Annotated in this window: 21 protein-coding genes; 12 read left to right on the top strand and 9 right to left on the bottom strand. The window is 59.2% G+C overall.

All coding sequences use genetic code 11. The annotated features are described in order from the left end of the window. Window positions 1-112 precede the first annotated feature (112 nt). From HBA54_RS10560 to HBA54_RS10510, 11 genes are all read left to right on the top strand, one after another. On the top strand, window positions 113-769 hold the full coding sequence (locus HBA54_RS10560; protein ID WP_167224238.1) for a winged helix-turn-helix transcriptional regulator: 657 nt from the start codon (window positions 113-115) through the stop codon (window positions 767-769). Further along, a complete protein-coding gene (nusG, locus tag HBA54_RS10555) occupies window positions 766-1,266 on the top strand; it encodes a transcription termination/antitermination protein NusG (protein WP_167224236.1) in 501 nt (166 codons plus the stop codon). Before HBA54_RS10560 ends, nusG begins: the two co-directional genes overlap by 4 nt. Before the next feature lie 234 nt (window positions 1,267-1,500). Then, entirely contained in the window at window positions 1,501-2,538 is a 1,038-nt protein-coding gene (gene pseB, locus HBA54_RS10550; RefSeq protein WP_167224234.1) for a UDP-N-acetylglucosamine 4,6-dehydratase (inverting), read from the top strand. Further along, window positions 2,526-3,749 carry a UDP-4-amino-4,6-dideoxy-N-acetyl-beta-L-altrosamine transaminase gene (gene pseC, locus HBA54_RS10545; protein WP_167224232.1) on the top strand — a complete coding sequence of 408 codons (1,224 nt, stop codon included), beginning with the start codon at window positions 2,526-2,528 and terminating at the stop codon, window positions 3,747-3,749. Before pseB ends, pseC begins: the two co-directional genes overlap by 13 nt. Before the next feature lie 134 nt (window positions 3,750-3,883). Next, window positions 3,884-4,510, top strand: coding sequence for a pseudaminic acid biosynthesis-associated methylase (locus tag HBA54_RS10540; protein ID WP_167224230.1), 627 nt, complete (start codon window positions 3,884-3,886; stop codon window positions 4,508-4,510). 33 nt (window positions 4,511-4,543) lie between these two features. Then, complete coding sequence (locus HBA54_RS10535) at window positions 4,544-5,272, top strand: acylneuraminate cytidylyltransferase family protein (protein ID WP_167224228.1); 729 nt, start codon at window positions 4,544-4,546, stop codon at window positions 5,270-5,272. Window position 5,273: 1 nt separating this feature from the next. Further along, window positions 5,274-6,761: a UDP-2,4-diacetamido-2,4,6-trideoxy-beta-L-altropyranose hydrolase gene (gene pseG, locus HBA54_RS10530; protein WP_167224226.1), complete on the top strand. Its 1,488-nt coding sequence runs from the start codon at window positions 5,274-5,276 to the stop codon at window positions 6,759-6,761. 40 nt (window positions 6,762-6,801) lie between these two features. Then, entirely contained in the window at window positions 6,802-7,842 is a 1,041-nt protein-coding gene (gene pseI, locus HBA54_RS10525) for a pseudaminic acid synthase (protein WP_205944559.1), read from the top strand. A gap of 539 nt (window positions 7,843-8,381) precedes the next feature. Then, window positions 8,382-9,167, top strand: a complete 786-nt coding sequence (locus HBA54_RS10520) for a glycosyltransferase family 2 protein (RefSeq protein WP_167224223.1) — start codon at window positions 8,382-8,384, stop codon at window positions 9,165-9,167. Continuing rightward, the gene (locus HBA54_RS10515; RefSeq protein WP_167224221.1) at window positions 9,157-10,095 is read left to right on the top strand and encodes an NAD-dependent epimerase/dehydratase family protein; all 939 of its coding nucleotides are present in this window, start codon (window positions 9,157-9,159) and stop codon (window positions 10,093-10,095) included. The genes HBA54_RS10520 and HBA54_RS10515 overlap by 11 nt, the downstream gene beginning before the upstream one ends. 27 nt (window positions 10,096-10,122) lie before the next feature. Continuing rightward, window positions 10,123-11,481, top strand: coding sequence for a 3-deoxy-D-manno-octulosonic acid transferase (locus tag HBA54_RS10510; protein ID WP_167224582.1), 1,359 nt, complete (start codon window positions 10,123-10,125; stop codon window positions 11,479-11,481). A gap of 210 nt (window positions 11,482-11,691) precedes the next feature. On the opposite strand, the gene gmd is transcribed toward HBA54_RS10510, so the two are convergent. The 9 genes from gmd to HBA54_RS10465 form a co-directional block, all read right to left on the bottom strand. After that, window positions 11,692-12,753 carry a GDP-mannose 4,6-dehydratase gene (gene gmd, locus HBA54_RS10505; protein WP_167224219.1) on the bottom strand — a complete coding sequence of 354 codons (1,062 nt, stop codon included), beginning with the start codon at window positions 12,751-12,753 and terminating at the stop codon, window positions 11,692-11,694. 34 nt (window positions 12,754-12,787) lie between these two features. Continuing rightward, window positions 12,788-13,738, bottom strand: coding sequence for a GDP-L-fucose synthase family protein (locus tag HBA54_RS10500; protein ID WP_277345359.1), 951 nt, complete (start codon window positions 13,736-13,738; stop codon window positions 12,788-12,790). Window positions 13,739-13,862: 124 nt separating this feature from the next. Then, window positions 13,863-14,762, bottom strand: coding sequence for a glycosyltransferase family 2 protein (locus tag HBA54_RS10495; RefSeq protein ID WP_205944558.1), 900 nt, complete (start codon window positions 14,760-14,762; stop codon window positions 13,863-13,865). A 90-nt stretch (window positions 14,763-14,852) separates the two neighbouring features. Then, window positions 14,853-16,295 carry a mannose-1-phosphate guanylyltransferase/mannose-6-phosphate isomerase gene (locus HBA54_RS10490; RefSeq protein WP_167224578.1) on the bottom strand — a complete coding sequence of 481 codons (1,443 nt, stop codon included), beginning with the start codon at window positions 16,293-16,295 and terminating at the stop codon, window positions 14,853-14,855. Window positions 16,296-16,317: 22 nt separating this feature from the next. Beyond that, on the bottom strand, window positions 16,318-17,271 hold the full coding sequence (locus HBA54_RS10485; RefSeq protein ID WP_167224215.1) for a glycosyltransferase: 954 nt from the start codon (window positions 17,269-17,271) through the stop codon (window positions 16,318-16,320). Between the two features lie 49 nt (window positions 17,272-17,320). Continuing rightward, the gene (locus tag HBA54_RS10480) at window positions 17,321-18,694 is read right to left on the bottom strand and encodes a glycosyltransferase (RefSeq protein ID WP_167224213.1); all 1,374 of its coding nucleotides are present in this window, start codon (window positions 18,692-18,694) and stop codon (window positions 17,321-17,323) included. Between the two features lie 11 nt (window positions 18,695-18,705). Next, window positions 18,706-19,800, bottom strand: coding sequence for a glycosyltransferase family A protein (locus HBA54_RS10475; protein WP_167224211.1), 1,095 nt, complete (start codon window positions 19,798-19,800; stop codon window positions 18,706-18,708). Between the two features lie 9 nt (window positions 19,801-19,809). After that, entirely contained in the window at window positions 19,810-20,388 is a 579-nt protein-coding gene (locus tag HBA54_RS10470; protein ID WP_167224209.1) for an FkbM family methyltransferase, read from the bottom strand. A 649-nt stretch (window positions 20,389-21,037) separates the two neighbouring features. Next, a complete protein-coding gene (locus HBA54_RS10465) occupies window positions 21,038-21,685 on the bottom strand; it encodes a helix-turn-helix domain-containing protein (protein WP_167224207.1) in 648 nt (215 codons plus the stop codon). 219 nt (window positions 21,686-21,904) lie between these two features. Between HBA54_RS10465 and galE the strand changes: the two genes are divergently transcribed. Next, on the top strand, window positions 21,905-22,897 hold the full coding sequence (galE, locus tag HBA54_RS10460; RefSeq protein ID WP_167224205.1) for a UDP-glucose 4-epimerase GalE: 993 nt from the start codon (window positions 21,905-21,907) through the stop codon (window positions 22,895-22,897). Window positions 22,898-23,241 lie beyond the last annotated feature (344 nt).

The following is a 23,241-nucleotide window of genomic DNA, read 5'->3' as shown; positions in this document are numbered from 1 at the left end:
TTCTTGATTTTGTTCATATCGTGAACACTTGACAGAACACAGGGGAGAGGCCTAGACAGAGGCTCCGAAGGTAATGGGGCGTCAGCTTCATCCTCGCGACTCGGAGGACATCTTGCCTGCGCAAGCGCAAATGCCGATAAAATCTGACCATGAAGCCGATTCGACCCGCATGATGCTCGACGCTATCGAATCCGAAGCGCGTGTAACCCAACGCGGCTTGTCGGCGGAATTGGGCATCGCATTGGGCCTGACGAACATCTATCTGAAGCGCTGCATCAGCAAGGGTTTGGTCAAGACCCGAAAAGCGCCGGCCCGCCGCTATGCCTATTATCTTACCGCTAAGGGTTTCAGCGAAAAGGCCCGTCTCACGGCGAAATTCCTGACTCGCTCGCTCGGTTTCTTCCGCCTTGCACGCGAAGACTGCTCCGATCTGTTTCAACACAGCAAATCCCAGGGCTGCCAGTGTATTACCTTCGTCGGCGCCGGGGACCTCTGCGAGATTGCCATACTGGCGGCACTGGATTGTGGATTGGAAGTCTCTGCAGTCCTGGACGAGAGCACGAATCGCCAGCGACTGGCCGGCACGCCGGTGGTGCGCAGCCTGACGAAACTCTCCCCCGGCGAGATCCTGGTGATCACCGACATGAAGGATCCACAGGGCGCTTACGAGCGTATGATCGGCCAATTTGGCGTGGAGAAAGTCTTCTTCCCAAGCCTTCTGCGTCTTTCCAGGCGCAAGCAGCCAGTCAACGCAGATAAGCTGCCATGAAACACTGGTATGTCGCACAAACCTTGGTTCGCGCCGAGGAAACGGCGCGCCTGAATCTGGCGCGCCAAGGTTTCGAGCCCTATCTGCCCCGCTACTGGCGCGAAAGGCGCCACGCGCGTCGCCGTGATCTGGTCAAGGCCCCCCTTTTTCCCGGCTATATCTTCGTCCAGTTGGACCTTGAGAAAGCGCCCTGGCGCTCGATCAATGGGACCCTGGGCGTGAGTCAATTGATCTGCAATGGTGAGCGCCCCTCGGCCGTTGCTGAAGGCGTCGTCGAGGCAATCCGGGCGCGAGAGGGCGATGACGGGCTTATCCAACTGCAGGCGCCCACCTTTCAGAAAGGCGAAGCCTTACGAATTGTTTCGGGCGCTCTGGCCGACTGTTTTGGTTTTTTCGAGAAGATGGCGGATCAGGAGAGGGTCATCCTGTTGCTCGACCTGCTCGGCCGCAAGGTTCAGGTCCAGGCACCGCTGGGTGCTGTGGTACCAGGGCCCTGAGTTCCGTCGTGCCGGAAGGTCTGGTGTCCAATACTTGTTTGAGCAGGCCAGTCATCCAGATAGGCAGTCAGGCGGCACGACGGGAATTGATCAGCGATTCCGCCGTTAACCAACGCTGTCGACCTTGATCGCCCTGTCAACCAGCGGAAAATCAGCCGCATAAGCTTGTCTCCTTACCGGTTAATTCATGATTCATACTATTTGTTAAGGAATTCGGCGCATAACCGACAGACTATGAAGTCGGAAGAAGACAGATTCTCAGAGGCCGAGTGCCTGAACCTGGACGGAAAATCGGTCCTGATAACAGGCGGCACGGGCTCATTCGGACAAAGGTTCGTCCGCACGGCCCTGGAGCGCTATAAGCCGCGCCGGGTGATCGTCTTCTCGCGCGACGAACTGAAACAGTACGAAATGGGTCAGGCGTTCCCAAAGGAACAGTACCCCGCAATTCGCTATTTCATTGGCGATGTCCGCGATGCCAGCCGCCTTGAGTTGGCACTGCGCGAGGTTGATGTGGTCGTCCATGCCGCGGCCCTGAAACATGTTACGGCGGCCGAGTACAATCCCTTCGAATGCATACAAACGAATGTTATCGGCGCTGAGAACGTGGTGCGGGCGTCACTGAGCTGCGGCGTCCAACAGGTCATCGCCCTCTCCACCGACAAGGCCGCCAGTCCGGTCAATCTCTACGGCGCCAGCAAGCTGGCTTCAGACAAGATCTTTGTTGCGGCCAACAATCTGAGCGGCTCCATCGGCACCCGGTTTTCGGTGGTGCGTTATGGCAACGTCCTTGGATCGCGGGGCAGTGTCGTTCCCTTCTTTCGCAAGCTGATCAAAGAGGACTGTGACAGCCTGCCTATTACTGACGCGGAAATGACCCGTTTCTGGATTACCCTGCAGCAAGGCGTGGACTTCGTTCTTTCCTGCCTCGCCTTGATGAAAGGCGGCGAGATTTTCGTGCCCAAGATTCCCAGCATGAAGGTTACCGAACTCGCTCGTTTCATGGCGCCCGACCTGCCACACCGAGTCGTCGGGATCCGACCGGGCGAGAAGATCCACGAGGTCCTGATCACCGAAGACGATGCCCGCAGCACTTATGAGTTGCCGGACCGCTATATGATCCTTCCGGAGTTCTGGGAGCAGTTGCATCAACAATTCCCGAACTCGGGCGCCAAACCCGTTGAGGCCGGTTTTCGCTTTGCCAGCAACATCAACGGCGACTGGCTCTGCGCCGAGCGGCTGACTAAAATGATCGCGGAATGCGAGAAGTAACCCACCCAGCGATGTCCTTCCTTCCCTACGGCCGGCAGCTTATCGAAGAAGACGATATCGCGGCCGTCACAGCCGTTCTGCGTGGCGACTGGCTGACCACCGGCCCCGCCGTAGCGGCATTCGAGGCCGCGATCTGCGAAGTTACAGAGGCCCGCTACGCCATTGCCTGCGCGAACGGAACGGCGGCGCTTCACCTTGCGGCCCTTGCTCTGGACCTTGGACCCGGCGACCGTGCCATCGTGCCCAGCGTAACCTTTCTGGCGACCGCCAACGCCGTGCGCCTGACCGGCGCCGAGGTCGTTTTCGCCGACTGCTGTCCGCACAGCGGCTTGATGGACAACGAACACCTGACTGATGCACTGGCCCGCGCCGACGGGCCGGTGAAAGCGGTCATGCCGGTACACCTGGCCGGACAGTGCACCGATCTTGCCAAGATAAGCGCCCTCGCCAAGGCGCAGGATCTCGCCATAATCGATGACGCCGCTCATGCCATTGGCAGCCGCTATCTTAAGGGTAACGACGCCGCAAAACCGATCGGCGACGGACGGCTGACGGAGATGACCACCTTCTCGTTTCACCCCGTGAAAACCATCGTCATGGGTGAAGGCGGCGCGGTCACGACGAACAGCAGAGAGCTGGCTGAGCGCCTGGCCCGATTTCGCTCGCACGGCATGACTCGCGACCCGGAGCAATTACGCAATACGGCGCTTGCCTACGATGAGCAAGGCAAGATCAATCCCTGGTATTATGAGATGCCGGAGATGGGACTGAATTACCGGGTGACCGACATCCAATGTGCGCTCGGCCTCAGTCAGATCAAAAAACTGACGCGCTTCGTCACCAAGCGCCGGGCATTGGCCGAACACTATGACCGCCTGCTCTCAGACTTCGCGCCCCTGGTACGCCCGATCACCCGGTCGCAGAACTGCGAGCCTGCCTGGCATCTCTACGCCGTCCTGATCGACTTTGAAGCCGCGGGCATCAGCCGCGCTGCCCTCATGCAACAACTGACGGCACAAGGTATCGGGACACAGGTACACTACATTCCCGTTCACCTGCAGCCTTACTATCAAGAACGGTACGGTACGATCAGCCTGCCGGGCGCCGAAAGCTATTACGCGCGCACGCTCTCCCTTCCGCTTTTCCCCGGAATGGAGACGGATGATGTGGAACGGGTCGTTGACGCGCTGCACGACTGCCTGAACGTTTGACGGAAACGAGGGCTTTCCACGTAGCTCGCTATCATACCCGCCCGCCGCGGGCACCACGACAAGCGGCGCTGCGTACATAGGGCTTCATTGTTGATACAGCATAGTGTGTTGAGAGTGTTTGAAGGATAGAGGCCATGACGAACAGACAGGTTGAACTCTGGTCTTCGGACTTCGGCTATGAATATGCCGAGCGCAGCGGCAACCGGATCTCCGAGGAGAACCTTCGGGCGACGCGGCGTTATTGGGGCCGCATCCTGAAAACGGCGATCTCCCCGGCGCCGCAGAGCGCACTGGAGGTCGGTTGCAACACCGGCCGGAACCTGATCGCCCTCAGCGGCTATCTGCCGGAGTTGCATGGCGTCGAGCCCAATGCGCAGGTTTGCGAAATAGCACGCAGCAATCCGGCACTCAGCGCAGCCGACATCCGCAACGGACATGGCGGAGAATTGCCCTTCGAAGACAACAGCATCGACCTTGTCTTTACCTGCGGTGTACTAATCCATGTCGCACCGCCCAACCTCGCCTCCGTGGTCGACGAGATCGTGCGGGTTTCCAGTCGCTACATCGCCTGTATCGAGTACTTCTCGCCGAACCCGGTAGAGATCGAGTACCGCGGCATGGAAGGGCACCTCTTCAAGCGCGACTTCGGCAGCTACTACCTGGAACGCCATCCCGATCTGCGGGTTCGCGACTACGGCTTTCTATGGAAGCCAATGGACAACAGCGACAACACAATCTGGTGGCTTTTCGAGAAGCCATAACGACCGAGTCCGTTACGGCACCAGGAGCTCATTTTGGCAAAGAACTCAACACTCGGCTTCATTCCCGCCAAAGGCGGCTCCACGCGGCTGGCCAGGAAAAACGTCCGTAACCTGGGCGGCAAATCCCTGATCGCCTGGGCCGCCGAAGCGGCTTGGGACAGTGGCGTCATCGATCGCCTGGTGCTCTCCACCGAGGACGAGGCCATCGCCGACCAGGCGCGGGCCCTTGGTATCGACGTTCCCTTTATGCGACCGCCGGAATTGGCCCGCGACCCCGCCGAGGCCGACGATGTCGCTCTGCACGCTTTGGAAGCGTTGGAGGACGCCGGCGACACCTATGAAACGATCGTCATTCTACTGCCCACCTGCCCCTTTAGGTCCGCTGAAGATGTTCGCGGAGCCTATGAGCTTTTCACTGAGCGAGACCGACCTTTTGTAATGAGCGTTGCCGAATTTTCCCATACGCCCTTTGCAGCTTTTCAGATGGATGCCGGGGCCGGCCTGACGCCGATGTTTCAACAATATCTCGAACAGCCGACCAAGACCCTACCGAAGGTTTTTCGCCCCAACGGAGCCGTTCACGTTCTGGACGTGAAGGCGTTTCGCACGGCCGGAAGTTACCTAGCTCAACCGTTGGTCGGCTATGTAATGCCGCGGGAGCGGTCATTCGACATCGACAATGAGGAAGACTTCCGCGAGGCCGAGATCCATCTCGCCATGGCCGCCGAGCGGGCCGCAGCGGCCGGAAATGAGAGTCCCTAGGATGCGAACCGTCTTTCGCGCCGACGCCTCTGCCGCCCTGGGCGGTGGTCATGTCATGCGATGTCTGACTCTCGCGAAATCCCTTGAAAAACTAGGCTGGCAGTGCGGTTTCGCCGTCAATGCAACAGCATTGGAGATTATCCCGGCTCTCGCCGGCGAAGACATCCTGGTGTTGGACAGCATTATGGCTGCCGAGGCAGAGAACATCCGGAAAAACTGGCCTGACGGCGCCGACTGGCTCATCGTCGACCACTACGAACGCGATGCGGGTTGGGAAGCAGGATGCCGGGGCTGGGCAAAGAATATCCTGGTGATCGACGACCTGGCCGACCGCCCGCACGATTGCGATGTTCTTCTCGACCAAACACCGGGCCGCGCATCAGATGATTACGCCGGGCTCGTGCCGCCGGGAACCCGGTTGCTCACCGGCTGTGACTACGCGCTTTTGCGACCGGCTTTCGCCGGCAATCGTCAAACCAGCCTCGCGCGCAGAACCGGCGCCGGCAGACTGAATCGCATTCTCGTCAGCATCGGCGCCACCGATCCCGACAACCATAGCCTCGTCGCGCTCCAGGCCATCGCCGAAAGCGGCCTTCCCCTGGCCGTCGATGTGGTGCTCGGGGCGGCTGCGCCGCATCGGTCGGCTGTAAGCGCGCAGATCGAGACCATGGGTAAGGAAGTGCGGCTGCATGTCGATGTGGCCAACATGCCGGAGCTGATGGCCCGGGCTGATTTGGCCATTGGAGCCGCCGGCACCTCGACCTGGGAACGTTGCTGTCTCGGCCTGCCGAGCCTGATGTTGGTGGTCGCGGAGAATCAGCGCCTGATCGCCGAAAGGATTGCCACGACAGGCGCCGCCCGCGTGATCTCCGGACCACGCGATGCGCTGGCCGATCGGATCGCGGGCGCACTGCGCGACCTCGCTGACGACGGTGATGCGCTGTCGGATATGGCTGCCAAAGCGGCCAGGATCTGCGACGGACGCGGCTGTGACCGCCTGGGCCTTGAGCTTGTGCCCCCAGGACAGGCCAAAAACGGCAGGCCTGTGGCCTTGCGCCTGGCCACGGCCAATGACGAAGGCCTGATCCTGGAGTGGCAGAGGCACCCGACAAGCCGCCGCTTCGCCCGTAACCCACAGGTCCCCAGCGCTAAAGAGCACCACCAATGGTTCACCGCGCGCCTTGCCGACCCTGAATGCCTGCTGACAATGATCACTCTGAACAGGAAACCAGCAGGCGTTCTACGCCTCGACCCGGTCGCGGCACCAGCAGCAGCACCGCAAACGCCGGCGTTTGAGGTCTCGATCCTGATTTCGCCGGAGCATCGCGGTCAGCGTGTCGCCGAGGAGGCGTTGCGGTTTGCCCGCCGCTGGCAGCAGAAGGCAGTGATCGTCGCCGAGGTCCTGCCGGAAAACGAAGCCTCTGTCGCCTTGTTCCAACGTGCCCAATACGGACCCGGCGCCGGGGGACTGTTGTATAACTACCCCTGAAACGCCGCTACAATGCAAAGTCACCAGGATCTTTGAGAAGATGATCGACATTGCTGGCCGCCAGATCGGCCCCGGGCAGCCGCCCTATATCATCGCGGAATTGTCGGGCAACCATAACGGCGAGTTGGAGCGCGCCCTGGCACTGGTCGAGGCCGCCGCCTCGGCCGGCGCCGATGCCGTAAAGCTGCAAACCTATACCGCCGACACCATGACCATCGATCACGATGGTCAAGACTTTCGTATCGAAGGCGGTTTGTGGGACGGAAAAACCCTCTATGAGCTGTATGAATGGGCACACACGCCCTGGGAGTGGCACGAGGCGATCTTCGCCAAAGGAGGAGAACTCGGCCTCGCCGTGTTCAGCAGCCCCTTCGATGCAACGGCGGTCGACTTTCTCGAAGGCCTCGGTGCGCCGGCTTACAAGATCGCCTCCTTCGAAGTCACCGACCTGCCGTTGATCGAGAAGGTGGCGAAGACCGGCAAACCGATGATCATTTCGACCGGCATGGCCAATCTCGACGAAATCGACGAGGCCATGGAAACCGCTAGGGCCCACGGCTCCGGAGAGATCGTGCTGCTGCACTGCATCAGCGGCTACCCGACGCCCCCGGAAGAGGTCAATCTTCGCACCCTGTCCGACCTGACCAAACGCTTCGGCGCGGTCTCCGGCCTGTCGGACCACACCCTGGGGCCGGAGGTTCCCATCGCCGCCGTCGCCCTGGGCGCCCATGTCATCGAGAAACACTTCACCCTGCACCGCGCCGACGGCGGCCCCGATGCCGCCTTTTCACTTGAACCGCAGGAACTGCAGCAGCTCTGTGAGACCTGCCGTACGACCTGGGCGGCCCTGGGCCAGGCCGGCTACGCCCGCAAGCCGAGCGAACTGGGCAATGCCGCCTTCCGCCGCTCGCTCTATGTGGTCGAGGACATCGCCGCTGGTCAGCCCTTCACCGAAAAGAACCTGCGCGCTATTCGACCCGGCCACGGCCTGCCGCCCAAGCACCTGAGAGACTTCTTAGGCAAACCGGCAAAAAACGCCATAAAGCGCGGAACACCGCTGAGTTGGGATCTGCTGACTTAGTTCTTTCTGCCGGCCTCGCTCGTCACCGACGCAGGGAGCCCCTTCAGAGCCAAAAAAGCCCGCTACCGCGGCGGGACGCTCGGCTTTCAAGCCGCCGAGGACTTCAACGTCGCCCGGCAGCTATGCCGTAGGTCATCGCCCTGCCAATCACAGTTCAAACACTCGGTTTCAGAACCCGGACAACGCGAAAAACAGGTCAATCGACTTGCCCAAGACCGGTAAAACCGCGAAGATCGAGATAGCAATCTTGGTGTTCCCGGTTGCCGTCAGACTGGTGGCGGCTACCCGGCTTCCGATTGGTAGAATTATCAACGCCTTTGTCATCTTCGCAGACTGCATTCGATTTCTCAGACCCGGGTCACTGCTACCGTGAAAGATCGAACGGACCATACTTTTGCGACACCAGCCTGAAAGATGCTGATAGAGCCCGGGCCGCCGGAACTGCCGATCGATCAGACAGCTCTTGGCCTCACCCTATATGGACTGTTTTTGATCGTACTACGGTGCGCCATCAGACGGGCAATTGCCGGAGAGGTGGCGTGAGCGAGAAGCCTGCAGGATTCGCACCGGGCACGCGCCCGCTGGTTTCGGTGATCACCGCAGCCTTCAACGCCGAGGCCTTCATCGCCGAGACCATCGCGTCGGTCCAGCGACAAAGCCTGACCGACTGGGAGATGCTGGTTGCCGACGATGCTTCCAGCGACAGCACGGCCGCAATCGTCCAGGCCGCCGCCGAGAAAGACCTCAGGATCAAACTTCTACGCCTGACCGAGAACGGTGGTGTAGGCCGCGCGCGCAATGCGGCACTGGAGCAGGCCCAGGGCCGCTTCATCGCCTTTCTCGACAGCGACGATCTCTGGCTGCAGGAAAAGCTGGAGCGCCAGGTCGCATTCATGAAGCAATGGGACTGCGCCGTGTCCTATACCGCCTTTCGCCGCATCAACGAAGACGGCAGACAGCTCGGCCGCCTGTTCTCCATTCCCGACAGCCTGACCTACGCCCAGCTGTTGAAGAACACCGCCATCGCCACACTGACAGGCATGGTCGATACCCAGAAGACCGGGCCGATCCGCATGACCGAGGTCCGGCGCGACGATTTCATTCTCTGGCTATCGATCCTCAAGCGCGGTTTTCTCGCCCGTGGCCTGCAACAGGACCTCGCCCGATATCGCGTGGTAAAAGGCTCGCTCTCCAGCAAACCAAAACGCTCGGCCGCCTGGACCTGGTCAGTCTACCGGGGCGTCGAAAAGCTGAACCTGATCCATGCCGCCTGGTGCATGGCGCACTACGGCGCGCGCGCCGTGCTGAAACGCCTTGTCTTCTAGGGCTGTGCGCCGGGCTCTCGTAACCGGGGCAAACGGCTTCGTCGGCACGGCTGTCTGCCGCCACCTGATCGCACGGGGCTGGACCCTGCGCGGCAGCGTACGGCGCAGCGCGGCTGTTCTGCCGGAGGGAGTCGAGAGGCTGGTCAGCGGCCCCATAGACGGGACAACCGACTGGACGGCCGGTCTGGAAGGCGTCGATGCCGTGGTCCATTGCGCCGCAAGGGCCCATATCCTGCGCGAGGAGGCAGCGGACCCTCTTGTCGCCTTCCGCCGGGTGAACGTCGAAGCCAGCGCAAACTTGGCACGCCAGGCCGCCGCAGCCGGCGTTGCCCGCATCGTCTTCATCAGTTCCATCGGCGCCATGCTTGCCGAAACCGGCCCCGATACGGCGAGCCCCTACCAGACGAGCAAGCGCGAGGCAGAGATCGCGCTTGCGGCAGCTACTGGCGGCACAGCGACGGAGTTGGTCGTCCTGCGCCCGCCCTTGATCTACGGGCCGGGCGCCCCCGGCAACATCAGACGTCTTGAGAGCCTGATCGCCAAAGGACTGCCTCTGCCCCTGGCCAGCATCCACAACCGCCGCAGCCTGCTCTACATCGGCAACCTGACAGAGGCGGTTCAGGCTGCCCTCACAGTGGAAAAGGTGCCTGAGGCACCGCTCGCGTTGTCGGACGGAACCGACCTCTCGACCCCCGATCTGGTGCGGCGTATCGCTGGCGCATCCGGCCGAAAGGCCCGCCTGATGCCATTCCCGGTCGGCCTTCTGGTCCTGGCCGGGCAGTTGCTAGGGCGCCCAGCTGCGGTCGAAGCACTGACGACCTCCCTCACCATCGACAACGATGCGGTTTGCAAGGCGCTTGGTTGGGTCCCATCCTTCAGTGTAGATGAAGGTCTGGCGGCAAGCTTCGCCAAATCCGCCAATACCTGAGCAGCGACGGAGTACAGAGCAGTGGCAATGCCGCCGGAGGCAGAACGTAGCGATCAGGGTAAAGCCGACAGAGGTAGGGATGCAGGCGGCCTGGGCTCTACTGTCGCCCGCACGGTTTTCGCCGGCTATCGCCTGCTGACCGGGATCGGTGCTCCCCTGGTCCGCACCTATCTGCGCCGCCGCCTGACACGGGGCCGGGAAGACCCCTTTCGCATCGAAGAGCGCCTGGGCAGGACCAAGCTGGCGCGCCCCGAAGGCCCGCTTGTCTGGCTGCATGCCGCCAGTGTCGGCGAGACGGTATCGCTGCTGCCCCTGATCGAACGCCTGCAGCGCGAGCAGCCCGCTCTTTCCCTGCTCATGACCAGCGGCACCGTGACCTCCGCCAAGTTGATGGCCGAGCGCCTACCCGCCGGGGTGATCCATCAATACGTACCGGTTGACCTGCCAGGGGCTGTCGCCGGCTTCCTAGATCACTGGCGGCCGGCGCTGGGGATAATGGTCGAGTCGGAATTCTGGCCCAACCTGATCCGCTCCGCTTCGCAGGCCGGCACCGAACTCGTACTGCTCAACGGCCGTGTCTCTCCAGCCTCCTACCGTTCCTGGCGCAGGGTCCGCCCGCTGATCGCAGAACTTCTCGGGCATTTCAGTCTGGTCATGGCCCGTTCGCCCCAGGATCAGGCGCATCTTCGCGACCTCGGCGCTGGGGATACCCTTTGCGCCGGCGATCTGAAGGCGGCCGCACCGCCATTGTCCGCCGATCCTGCCGCACTTGAAAGGCTTCGTGCCGAGATCGCCGGACGACCGCTCTGGCTCGCGGCCTCGACCCACTCCGGGGAGGACGAAATTGTCGCGCAGGTCCACCGGATGCTGACCGCCCTGCACCCGAGCCTGCTGACCTTGATCGTACCGCGTCATCCCAATCGGGCGGAGGCGATCCGCGAGATCTTGGAAGCGAAGCAATTAACCGTCGCGCAGCGCAGCCGGGGTGAGGCCATCACCGGCGATACGGATATCTATCTCGCCGACACCATGGGCGAAATGGGCCTGTGGTACCATCTGGCGAACATCGTTTTCGTCGGCGGTTCTCTGGTGCCGACGGGCGGGCATAATCTGCTGGAACCGGCAAAACTGGACTGCGCGGTTCTGACCGGGCCGCACACCACAAATTTCAGTCAGATGGCGGAGGGGATGCAGGCCGCCGGCGCCTTGTGTCAGGTCGCTGACGAGGGTGAGTTGCAGAAGACCCTGGCAACCCTGTTGGCAGATACCGGCCGTCGCGACGCATTGGCCGCGACCGCCGCCGGCTACGCCGACCGCCAGGCCGATGTGCTCGGCAGGGTTATGAAGGCGCTCGATCCTCTGCTTCAGAAGATCCCTACGGCTTAAGAAGCCTCACCGCCCAACAAGATTCAGCAGCAAGACCCAGCCCAGCCTTTGCACTGGGCTCCACTCGTCCTTACTAGAGCAGATCCCGGTCGGATGGAATCGCCGAAGGCGATCCATTGACCGGGTGAATCTGCTCTAACTGTTTGATGGCGATCGGATTCACATGTTTTGGCGCAACCACGAAGTGGTTCCGTCGAAACATGATCCGATCTAGAGACTTCGGCGGTTGTGCTCTTTGGCGACTGCATCGAGATCCGCCCGAACCATCTCGGCCACCAGATCGTTCAGCTTGGTCGTTGCGGACCAGCCGAGTTTCTCTTTTGCCTTGGTCGGGTCTCCCATCAGCAGATCGACCTCGGTCGGCCGGAAATAGCGCGGATCAATTTCGACGAGAACCTTGCCGGACTCGGGGTCCCGGCCTTTTTCCTCGACGCCGTCGCCCTCCCATTCAATTTTCTGGCCAACCTCGGCAAAGGCGAACTCCACAAACTCGCGGACGCTGAAAGCCACGCCGGTTGCCAGCACATAGTCGTCGGGAGCCTCCTGCTGCACGATGCGCCACATCCCTTCGACATAATCCCGCGCATGCCCCCAATCGCGTTTCGCGTCGAGATTGCCGAGATAAACGCGATCCTGAAGCCCAAGCTTAATGGCCGCAACTGCCCGGGTGATTTTACGGGTCACGAAGGTTTCGCCACGCAGGGGACTCTCGTGATTGAACAGGATCCCGTTCGAGGCATGCATGCCGTAGGCTTCGCGGTAGTTCACAGTGATCCAATAGGCATACAGCTTCGCGGCCGCATAGGGCGAGCGCGGATAGAAGGGCGTGGTTTCGCTCTGAGGGGTTTCCTGAACCTTGCCATAGAGCTCCGAGGTCGAAGCCTGGTAGAAGCGCGTACGATCCCCCAGTTTCAAGATCCTGATCGCTTCGAGAACACGAAGCGTGCCCAGAGCGTCAGAATTCGCCGTATACTCGGGCGTTTCAAAGCTGACATGAACATGGCTCTGAGCCGCAAGATTGTATATCTCGTCCGGTTGCGTCTCCTGGATCAGACGTATCAGATTCGTCGCGTCGGTCATGTCGCCGTAGACCAGGCGAAACTTGGGGTCGTTAACATGCGGATCAGAGTAAAGATGATCCACCCGGGCAGAGTTGAACGACGACGCGCGGCGTTTGACACCCCAGACCCGATAGCCCTTCGCCAGGAGCAGCTCGGCCAGATAGGCCCCATCCTGCCCCGTCACGCCGGTTATGAGCGCATGCTTTTCCATCTATCAGCCTGCCATCAATTCGGTACCTAAGTGTCTAGCCGCGGCGGAGTTCTGCATGGTTGTTCAGGAACCAATCATAGTAAGAAGCCAACCCATCGCGCAGAGACGTCTGCGCCGTCCAGCCCAGAGCGCTAAGTGCGGTTACATCCAATAGCTTCCGCAGAGCCCCGTCAGGACGCGAAGTATCGAAAGTAATCTCACCCTTATAGCCTACAATCGAACCAATGGTTTGGGCAAAATCACCAACTGAAATTTCTTGGCCCGTGCCAACGTTGATGTGCTGTTCCGCCGAGTAGTTCTTCATAAGAAACACACAGGCATCGGCAAGATCGGTGACATAGAGAAATTCGCGTCTCGGGCGGCCGGTGCCCCAGACCGAAACCGAAACGGCGCCGCCTTCCTTGGCCTCATGGAAACGGCGGAGCAGGGCTGCAGGCACGTGACTGTACTCGGGATGAAAGTTATCGCCCGGCCCATAGACGTTTGTGGGCATTGCCGAGATGAAATCGCATCCATACTGCCGCCGATAAGCCCGGCAGAGCATGATACCACTGATCTTGGCAATCGCGTACCACTGGTTCGTTGGTTCGAGCGGGCCGGTGAGCAGAGCCTTTTCGCTCATCGGCTGGGGCGCCTCACGCGGATAGATACAGGAAGAACCGAGCAGCAATAGCTTCTCGACATTGGCTCTGCGGGCCGCTTCGACGATATTCAGCTCGATCGCCAGGTTGTCGTAGAGGAAGCTCGCCGGCAGACTGTCGTTGGCATGAATGCCGCCGACCTTCGCCGCCGCAAGGAAGATCGCCTGCGGACGTTCCCGCTGAACCCAGGCTTCGACATCGGCCTGCCGTGTTAGATCGAGCTCATCACGCGAGGCGCTCAACAATATACAGTTCTCACGTTCCAGACGACGGCAGATGGCCTGCCCGACCATGCCGCGATGGCCCGGAACCCAAACCCGTTTCTGCTTCAGATCGTATATCAATGCATTGCCTGTCGTTCGTCCACAGAGATCCTGCGAACAGCTTGTATAGTTAAAGTTAGATCGCCAAAACCGGGCATGCGCGTGCCGCCTGCGCTTTGACTATTCTCTCGCGAGAAGAAGACCATCAGTACCAAAGACGCCCATAGTTACTTCGCAGATAGGTCACTGCGTCATTGCCCAACGTTTGGCGAGGTCCCCGACGCATGCCTAGGACCCCGTCCTTTACGCCAACCAAGTAGTCGGAGACAAGACCCCGTCGCAGACAGGTAACCAGATATCGGACCAACCAGACGGCGATATAGGAAGGTATAAATCGAGCCGGCAGGTAAGCATAAGCGAGGTGAAATCTATTCTTGATCTGAAAATAGATCTCGCTGCGCGGTTGATCCATTTTGAAGGCTGAAGGCTCCGGCCAATGGTAGGCTACGATCTCCGGCTCGTAAACAATGTCGTAGCCGGCGGCAATAACACGGTAGGAGATGTCGAGCTCCTCCTCCCCGTACATCATTTCCGGACGGTAAGCGCCGCACTTCTCGACAACGCTGCGCCGGATCGCATAGCAGCCCGCGAGGAAATAGGAAACCCTGTGACGTCCTTCCGGAAGCTCTGGCGAGCGCATCAGATCTCGTTTGCCGAAAGGCAGCAGCAATCGCTCCTGGCCGTCGCGGTAGTCCTTGATCTTTCCGGCCAACAATCCAAGCTTCGGATCGGCGAGAAAGGCATCCACGATACGAGATAGGCAGGATGCGTGAGCAAAGGCGCCATCGTCGTCAATCGAGCAATAGACCTCGCCGTCCCCAAGATCCATCATGCGCGACCGCACGGCGGAAACACCCGACCACTCGGTATTTCGAAAACAACGAAGCCTGGGATCGTCGAACTTACTGCGAAGGCGATCGCAGATGTCCGACGCTTCGCTCGCATCATCCAGGACGATAATCTCGAAGTTATCGTAGTCCTGGTCGAAGACGCTTGAGATCGCGCGACATAGCGGTTCGAAACGGTCGCGCGTCGCAATCTGCACAGAGACTTTCAAATCCACCCCATCAACGGTCTTGGCTGACGAAAGGCCGAATGTGCCCTGCCTGGCCCTCTCCTCAGAATTCGGCCGTTTCTATCGCCGGCCATAGTCGTCCTCCAGGCGCACGATGTCATCTTCACCCAGGTAGTCACCACATTGAATCTCGATGATTTTCAACGCCTTGGCACCTGAGTTGATCAGACGATGAACCTGCCCAGGGGCGATGAAGGTCGACTCGCTCCGGTTCAGCTCGAAGGTATCCGAATCGCGGGTCACCTCGGCAACACCCTCAACGACGATCCAATGCTCGGAACGGTGTTCGTGATATTGGAGCGAGAGTGCCGCCCCGGCATTCACGTTCACTTCCTTGACCTGAAACTGCGTGCCGTGCACCAAAATCTTATACGACCCCCAAGGACGATAGACACTGGCATGAGAGAGATGTTCGCTGCGCCCCTCTGCGGCCAAGCGATCCAGTACTGCCTTGATCGGGCTTGCGCCACTTCGCTTGGTTACCAGAACCACGTCTTCCGTATTGATGACCACCGCATCCTCCAGGCCGGAAACAACGGTCAAGCCCTTCGATGCGCCGTAGACGAAGCTGCCGGTGGTAGCCTGGACGATGACGTCTCCAACGAGAGCGTTATTCGCCTCATCTTTCGGTGACCGCGACCAAAGCTCCTGCCACGAGCCGATGTCGCTCCATTCGAAATCGACAGCAAGTACGGAAGCCCTCTCCGTCCGTTCCATGACTGCATGGTCAATAGAGATGTTGGGTGATCGATGATAGGCTGCCGCATCAAGCCTGAAAAAATCCAGATCCTGTCTACCCTGTTCAAATGCCGTCCGGGCAGCGCTTAACACGTCCGGCGCAAAACGCTCCATTTCACTGAGCAAAGTCTTGGCGCCGCAAAGAAAAATGCCGCTGTTCCAGCAGTGCCGCCCGCCCTGTAAGAACTCCTCCGCGGTCACCTCATCGGGTTTCTCGACAAAGCGAAGCACCTCCACCGGTGCCGAGATGCAGGCGGCGGCGGCGTCTATCTCAATATAGCCATAACCGGTCTCTGCTCGACTCGCCTTTATGCCGAAGGTAACGATCCGGCCATCTTGCGCGGCTTCAACCCCCTTTGAAACACAGCTCTGGAAAGCCTCTCCATCGGGAATCGCATGATCCGAGGGCAGTAAGAGCAGCAGGGGATCTTCCCGCTCCGCAGCCCGGTTCAAGGCGAAGAGCGCGGCGACGGCTGCGGCCGGTGCGGTGTTCCGTCCCTCCGCCTCCAACACGACGCCCGACGGCGTTATGTCGGCTTCCTGAAGCAGCCTAGAAATCAAGAACCGGTGTTCCTCGTTGCAGATAACGAGAGGCGCCGTGAAGCATTTGCCCTGCGCCCGGCGGGCAGTTTGAATTATCAAGGCCTCTTCGGACTCGAGCTTCAGGACTTGCTTGGGATAGAGCGCCCGTGACAGAGGCCAGAGACGGGTACCACTGCCACCGCAGAGGAGAACCGGGTGTATGGTCTGGGTTTGGGATAACATTCTCAGCCCGCTGTTTCGACCGCTATGCAAAAAACTTGCGACAGGCACAGGACAGGGTCGCGGGCCATCTTCTGGCACGAGCGGTAGGGATTGCCACCGCTCTTCTGAGAAGAAATACGAGGAACCCCTGTGTAGAGGCTTTTAATCCCATCTGCGCCTCCTGCCAAGCCAAACGCCATTCTCCGGCCCTTGATCTAGCCATCATAACTCGTGCCCGTTCGGCAGCGATCCATTCGCGGAATCGACGAACCACAGACGATGACGGCTGCCCTTTCGCAAGATAGCTTTCTGCAATAGCAATACGCTCGTTGCACATCTGCACATCATGCCGACGTTCGGCGTTGAGCGTTGTTGACCCTTCATGTGCCAAATATCGGTATAGTATCCGCTTCACTGGCAATGTCAGAATTCCTGCCAGCTTGAATCTGATCAGCAACTCTCTGTCTGAACAGACGGCAAAGTCGACATTGAAGGACCCATTCTCTTTGAATACACAAAGCCTAAAAAAATAGGCATTGGTGGGCATCGACCCGTGAAAGAGTAGATCCCAGCTTTGACTCTTGTGTCCACGGCTAGGCGCGATCCGCACAAATTTTCGGTCACCGTCGTGGAGACGTTCCACAACCGCCAGACCGGCTACGATTTGTACTCGAGGGTTTGCCTCGAGCACCCCAGATACGACACCCAGAGCGCCGATCTCCAAAAGATCGTCAGCATTCACTATGCCGACGACCTCGTGTCGCGCGGCTGCAATCCCTCGGTTCATCGCTACATAGATTCCAGGTGCTGGTTCATGTATCAGTTCGATATGTGGATAGTCCGAGATAACGTCCAGCGTGCCATCGTCAGACCCACCATCTACTATGATGTGTTGGACCGCTTCAACATCATCAATTTGGCATGCGACGCTCTCAATACAGTCACGTATCGTGCCCGCCATATTCAATACCGGCGTAATGATGGAAAACCCTACCAACTTCGAACCCTGCCTTGTGGTTTCACTGCGCCCTCGACCGTAGTGGAGATCACGCTCTCAAAATCTGGCGATACCAATCTAGGTAAGCCTCCACCATACGCACTTCGGACCATTCCCGTTGCGCCCTTTCGGCCGCGTTGCGCGACAATCGGGTACGTAGGTTCGGCGCCTCCAGAAGCAACCTCACGGCCTCCGCCATTGCCATACTGTCACCCGGAGGAACCAAGACCCCCGTAGCCTTTTCCGCATTGTCGCCAGAACCAGCGCCTTCTCTAAGCCCATGATAGTCCAACGAATCGATCTGTTCCGGGATACCGCCCACGGCAGTCGCCACCACCGGCAATCCGCAGGCGCTAGCTTCCAGGATTGTTGTCGGGAAATTGTCGGCATGTGCAGCGTGCAAGTAAACATCCGCCGCAAGGTAGTATGACGCAACAGTACCTTCTTCGCTCTGATAAGGCACGAAGCGAATTTCAGTGTCGCCCACCTTCTCGTCAGGTCCGGCATCGCCAAGAGCCAGCAGCAGAACACGGCGCTGTGGCAGAACGCGCGCGACCTCCAGCGCCGCAGCGCGCACCGTCACATAATCTTTGAACGGGCTGACACGAGCTCGGTTCGCCGTGAACAGCAGGATCAACACATCTGCGGGCAAGCCAAGCCGATGGCGCGCTTCGGCCCGATTGCCGGGTTTGAACACACCAAGATCAATGCCATTGGGTATCACCTTCGCTTCGACAATAGCGTTCGCCAAAACCGAGTCCTTTACCCGCTCCATAAGCCAGCGTGAGGGGGTCGCGACATACAGCCGGCTTGAATTGAAGATGGCGCGCTTGGCTGCCCAATTGGCGGCTGAGCCATCCCTTCGAATAGCCGGATAGACATCCAGATGCGGACACTGGCCACAGCCGTTGCGCCAGCGCTCGCAACCCAACGTATAGGCGCAGTGCCCTGTGAACGTCCACTCGTCATGGAGCGTGAGCACCACGGGTAGTTCGCTGCCGAGCCTGGCAAGTTCGCGCAGATCGAAGTAACCACCGTGCAGGTTGTGACAGTGCAGGACGTCGGGGCGCTCGGGCGGCAGGTCTAGCAGCCGCATTGTGCCGGCGTAGTGAAAAGGTTCACGGCCACGCAGCCGATCCAAGAGAAACCGGGGATTGGTCAATTGCAGAAGTGCCCGGCGAAACCGCGCCTCCCCTAGGCGCCCCGCAATTGCTGGGCTTACCCAATCGAGCAGGGCCTCTTTCCAGGCAGTGTCCGGGATCGTGAAGATATCCGGGTCTGCCTTTTTCCGTCGCCCGACCGCCATCCATGACATGTGATCGCTGGCGCGCAGCGCACGAAACAGCGTCATGGCTATCTTTTCCGCCCCGCCCCCCTCGTCGGCAGCGCTGACTGTCAAGACCTTCAGGCTCTCACGGTTCAACCCGGACCTCATCAAAAAGCCCAGCGCCGGACCAAACGCCTTAGCGCACTTAACGGCCTGTGCAGAAAGCGGTATTTCCGCATCCCGCACAGCAGGTGGTATACTGCGAGGTCCACTACACTGGCCTGTTTGACGAAGAATCGCGCGGCCGGATACCAAATTGAGTTCAGTAGCCGCTCGATATCATCGCTGCGCCGCAGTTCGACAGGCAGGCGCCCGTCAACAATATCGCTTCGCATCTGCAGGATTTGCTGCGGATGATCACCGCGGTAGCGCTCCAACCAGCTTGGATAGCGGTACATATTGTGGACCCGGAAGGGTCGGCGCAGTTCGCCGAACACCTGTTGTGCCCATGCAAGGGCCCCTACCCGCTGTGCCCATTCTGCATTCTGGTAGTAGTCACACTTCTCCTCTACCTGCTTCGGCAACAGCAAGGAGTAGTGGTAGAGATAGATTCCACGAGCGGCCATTGCTCTGTCGTCAAACCAGCGAAGCTGCCTCAGATCGCGCGCCCGGTCATCATGGACTGTCGGCGGCCGATGGGAAACATAGTCAAAACCGGGGCCCCACTGGAACAGGCGGTGATAGGTCGCCGCGCCGCGACGCAGGTACCAACCCTCAGCGGTATAGTCGAAGCCCCCCCAGAACGTTATCTGCCTGAAGCTGACAGCGGTAATGTCCGCTTCGCCGTGCAACAAGGCGATGACGGTTTCGATATCTTCGGATCTGTAAAACTCATCGACGTCGACCTGCCAGAGGTAATTACCGGAGGCCCGCTTCGCATAGGCGCGGCTTTGTTCGTCCTTCTCGCCTGGCCAGAATCCGTCCGGATAGCCTTCATCTTCGGCGGTCACGATGATCAGCTTGTCTTCAGGGTCCTCCTCCTCCTTAAAACGCCGCAAGATGGCCAGAGTTCCATCCCGCGAGTGCCCCTGCGGATCGGCTATGTTGCAGGCACCCGGCGCCGCACCTTCAACCACAATGATCTCATGCGCATAGGGATAAAGCCCGCGCAGATTATAGCGCAGGAAAGGCTCGCCATTCAGGACGATCATACCGAAGGTGATTCGAATGTCCGTTGGCAGCGACACCTCGGGAGTGCTCACCACATCTCCTTAAGCTGTACCCGGCGGCAGAGCCTCTGCCTGCACGAAGGTAAAATTCCAGCCGTCAACGCTGACAAGCCTGTAACCAGCGTTGCGAACCCGCCTCACCGTCGAGGCAATTGCTAACAGGGGTGCCGGTTGATCGATTTCCATGCACAAGAGCGTCGGGAAAACACCCTGCGCAAACATGGACCGCACCACCTCGTGCTCGGCGCCCTCGATATCGATTTTCAGCAGATCGATTTTATTGTGCCCAAGTTCGCTCATCAGCGACGATACGGTTCGACAAGGCGCTTCGAAATAGGCGTCAGTTTCCTGCAGGTTAACAATAGAGTGAGAAACGTGCGCCGGGTCCCGCGGCGCATAGAAGCGCAGCACAGTATCCTCCGACCACAGCCCCACGGGCAGGAACCGGAAATTGCCGAGACCCTCGGCATGCTGCTCGACGTGGGCGGCGGCCCTTGGCGTCGGATCAAATGCAAATACCCGGCAACCAAAACGCTCGATCATCTCACGATCGAAAGTAATGTCTTCCCCGACGCCACCGGCATAGCAGACCCAGTCCGGTTGGATCAGATCAACCGGCAAAACCCAACCGCCATAGTCGCTGCCGACCTTCTCAAGCCGGATGCTTGAGTAGCACCTTGCCTGACGGCGATAGCACCGCCTTAATCCATGCCTAAGTAGTCGGGGAAACGTCACGTCAGCCCGTTTTCTCTGTTGATTCCATTTTTAACAAAGGCAAAACCGCAACCATGCTGTCACGAACTCCAACATCCTGGGAACGCTTAGCAAAGGTCAATCAGCGATGAAGGGGATTAAACAAATAGCTGGAATACGTTACCCAAACTAGACCAGCCAAGGATCGCACTTTCAAGAAGCCACAAACAACGCCATCGATCTTTGATGATTACTTTGTCCGGCTTCTCATGCGAGCAAGACACGCTACCGCCGTTCGGGTGAAGTACAGCTTCTACCCGTTTAAATCTTAGCTGCAACCCATGTCGCCAACACAGTAGCGAATGCAACTGCCGATCTGGAGCGACGACCATTGCTCGAACTGCCCGCGCACCTTTAACGGACACCCGTTACTAAGCCGAAGTGCCCAGCCAGATCGACCGCAGCCTAGCTTGAGCGCCTTATCGAATGGCGAACTCACACAGGTCAAGCACGTCGTCGAAAGGCACCACATCACCACAACGAGACTTTGCACCCGCGAACGATTGTGCGGAAGGGCTCACGAGCCGCCCTCCGCACGGCGGGTTGCCGCGATCAAATCCGCCCGGTCTGAGACGATCCGCAGCAACGCCGGCGCAAAAATCGGCACATCTGGAAAAGATTCGCGAAGGCGTTCGTAGATTCTTTGCGGCGAACTGGCATCGGTGACGACGAGACCGTCAAACGAAGCGATCTCATCCAGCCCCGCTATGACAGGGACACCATGACTGCGTCCTGGCGCTTTTTGCGCATCGACCACTGCGACAACGGTCTCTTCCGCCCCAGAAGCCGCCAGCAGTGCGATTTCCGCAAGCTCACCACCCCCAAACAAAACCGGCCGCTTAACCCCCATCTTCTGGGCTCTCTCGAAAATCTCCCCATACTGGCCCCGGGCTTCGCGAAAGAATGACAACGATGTCTCCAAATACCTGGCGACCAGACGGCTCTTCTCCCGAAACCCTTGAGGCGTCAGATAGTAAGCATAGCGCCGGTACGGCGCTTGGCAGACCTTCACATAGCCCTTGTTCACGGCCCGTTTCATCAGAGCGTTGATCAGACCGACGGACACACCGATATGCTGCTTGAGCGCAACCTGCGTAACAACCGAGCCATGCTCAATTGCGGTGAGGAAATCAAGTTCTGCGTCAGATTTGGTCCCTTTGGGCAAGGCCCCTGTCCATCATAAATCGGAACGCCCCTCTTACACTCACCCAACACTTCGTTCAAGCTTTGAATTTCACATCATGAACGCCATAATTTGATAAGCTTCTCATCGTGCTTTTTCAGCGATCCAGGCTCCAGCCCGACCACCAATAGCCTTCTCAGTTCTCATCGCAAGGTCTTGCTTCATGTACAACTCTTCGACAATCATGGGGACACCCGCCCCATGACAGAAGACAAAGTATTGATCACAGGTGGGGCCGGCTACATCGGCAGCCATACCGTGTTAGCCTGTCAGGAGCGTGCCTACCCCGTGGTCGTTCTTGACAACCTCGCCAAGGGCCGGCGCGATCTGGTGCCTGCCGAGGTTCCCTTCTATTTGGGAGACGTGGGCGACAAGACTGTGCTTGACCGTATCTTCAATGAACATCGTATCTCAGCGGTTATGCACTTCGCCGGCGATATCGTTGTCCCGGAGTCCGTCGTTGCGCCGTTGACCTATTACGCTAACAACACTTGCAAGACGAGACAGCTGCTCCAAACCTGTGTGGACCACGACATCAACCGCTTCGTGTTCTCTTCGACCGCTGCGGTGTATGGTCAACCCGAAACTGCCTCGGTGAGCGAGACGGCGCCGACGCGACCGGTCAACCCCTACGGCACCTCAAAGTTGATGGTTGAGTGGATGCTGCGCGACCTCGCTGTTGCTCAGGATTTCCGTTATGTGGCGCTGCGTTACTTCAACGTGGCCGGCGCCGACCCTTTGGGGCGAACCGGACAGTCAACCCCGGGGGCCACACATCTGATCAAGATCGCCTGCGAAGTCGCGACCGGCAAGCGCGCGGAACTCCAAGTATTCGGCAACGATTACGACACTCCGGATGGAACCTGTATCCGTGATTACATTCACGTAAGTGACTTGGCGAGAGCACATGTTAGCGCCCTTACCCATCTTAGGGACCAAGGCCATAGTCTGACGCTAAACTGCGGCTACGGTCGGGGCTATTCCGTTCGCCAGGTGATAGAAGGTATCAAACAGCTCTCCGGGGTGGACCTGCGCGTGCGTACGGCACCACGACGAGCCGGCGATGTGGCCGCACTGGTAGCGGATGCGTCACGCTTAAAGGCCTCGCTTAATTGGGTCCCCGAGCACGACAATCTCGATTTCATCTTGAGCACCGCCTTGGATTGGGAAGAGCGGCTGAGCGCCGGTGGGTAAAACCAACGACACCTTATTCGGCGTTCAGTTACGCACGAGGCTCAAATTGAAACCCTGACTTAAAGCATTTGTGCATTGTTGGCTGACAAGAGCATCCAACTCACCGGCTGGCCAGAAACTACGGCGTAGTGCAGGTCAAACGTGATCCGCCCTAGATCGGGTCATGTTTTGACGGAACCACTTCGTGGTTGCGCCAAAACATGTGAATCCGATCGCTATCAAACAGTTAGCAGGCTGCTGAAAAAGGGCTCGCCGAAGTCTTTTGGTCGTGATTCTCTATGGCGTTTGGTTTGCGATCATGGAGGGCGCGATGCGGGGCGAGGATCGGGAGAGCGGAGCACTAT

Source organism: Pelagibius litoralis (assembly GCF_011683915.1).
Taxonomy (GTDB): domain Bacteria; phylum Pseudomonadota; class Alphaproteobacteria; order Kiloniellales; family Kiloniellaceae; genus Pelagibius; species Pelagibius litoralis.
The sequence above is the reverse complement of the archived record's forward strand: the minus strand, read 5'-3'. Positions and strand labels throughout refer to the sequence as shown.

Coding starts and splice junctions, on each gene's coding strand:
- nusG (WP_167224236.1), top strand. CDS start 766: ATGAAACACTGGTATGTCGCACAAACCTTGGTTCGCGCCGAGGAAACG.
- pseB (WP_167224234.1), top strand. CDS start 1,501: ATGAAGTCGGAAGAAGACAGATTCTCAGAGGCCGAGTGCCTGAACCTG.
- pseC (WP_167224232.1), top strand. CDS start 2,526: ATGCGAGAAGTAACCCACCCAGCGATGTCCTTCCTTCCCTACGGCCGG.
- HBA54_RS10540 (WP_167224230.1), top strand. CDS start 3,884: ATGACGAACAGACAGGTTGAACTCTGGTCTTCGGACTTCGGCTATGAA.
- pseG (WP_167224226.1), top strand. CDS start 5,274: ATGCGAACCGTCTTTCGCGCCGACGCCTCTGCCGCCCTGGGCGGTGGT.
- pseI (WP_205944559.1), top strand. CDS start 6,802: ATGATCGACATTGCTGGCCGCCAGATCGGCCCCGGGCAGCCGCCCTAT.
- HBA54_RS10510 (WP_167224582.1), top strand. CDS start 10,123: ATGCCGCCGGAGGCAGAACGTAGCGATCAGGGTAAAGCCGACAGAGGT.
- gmd (WP_167224219.1), bottom strand. CDS start 12,753: ATGGAAAAGCATGCGCTCATAACCGGCGTGACGGGGCAGGATGGGGCC.
- HBA54_RS10490 (WP_167224578.1), bottom strand. CDS start 16,295: ATGTTATCCCAAACCCAGACCATACACCCGGTTCTCCTCTGCGGTGGC.
- galE (WP_167224205.1), top strand. CDS start 21,905: ATGACAGAAGACAAAGTATTGATCACAGGTGGGGCCGGCTACATCGGC.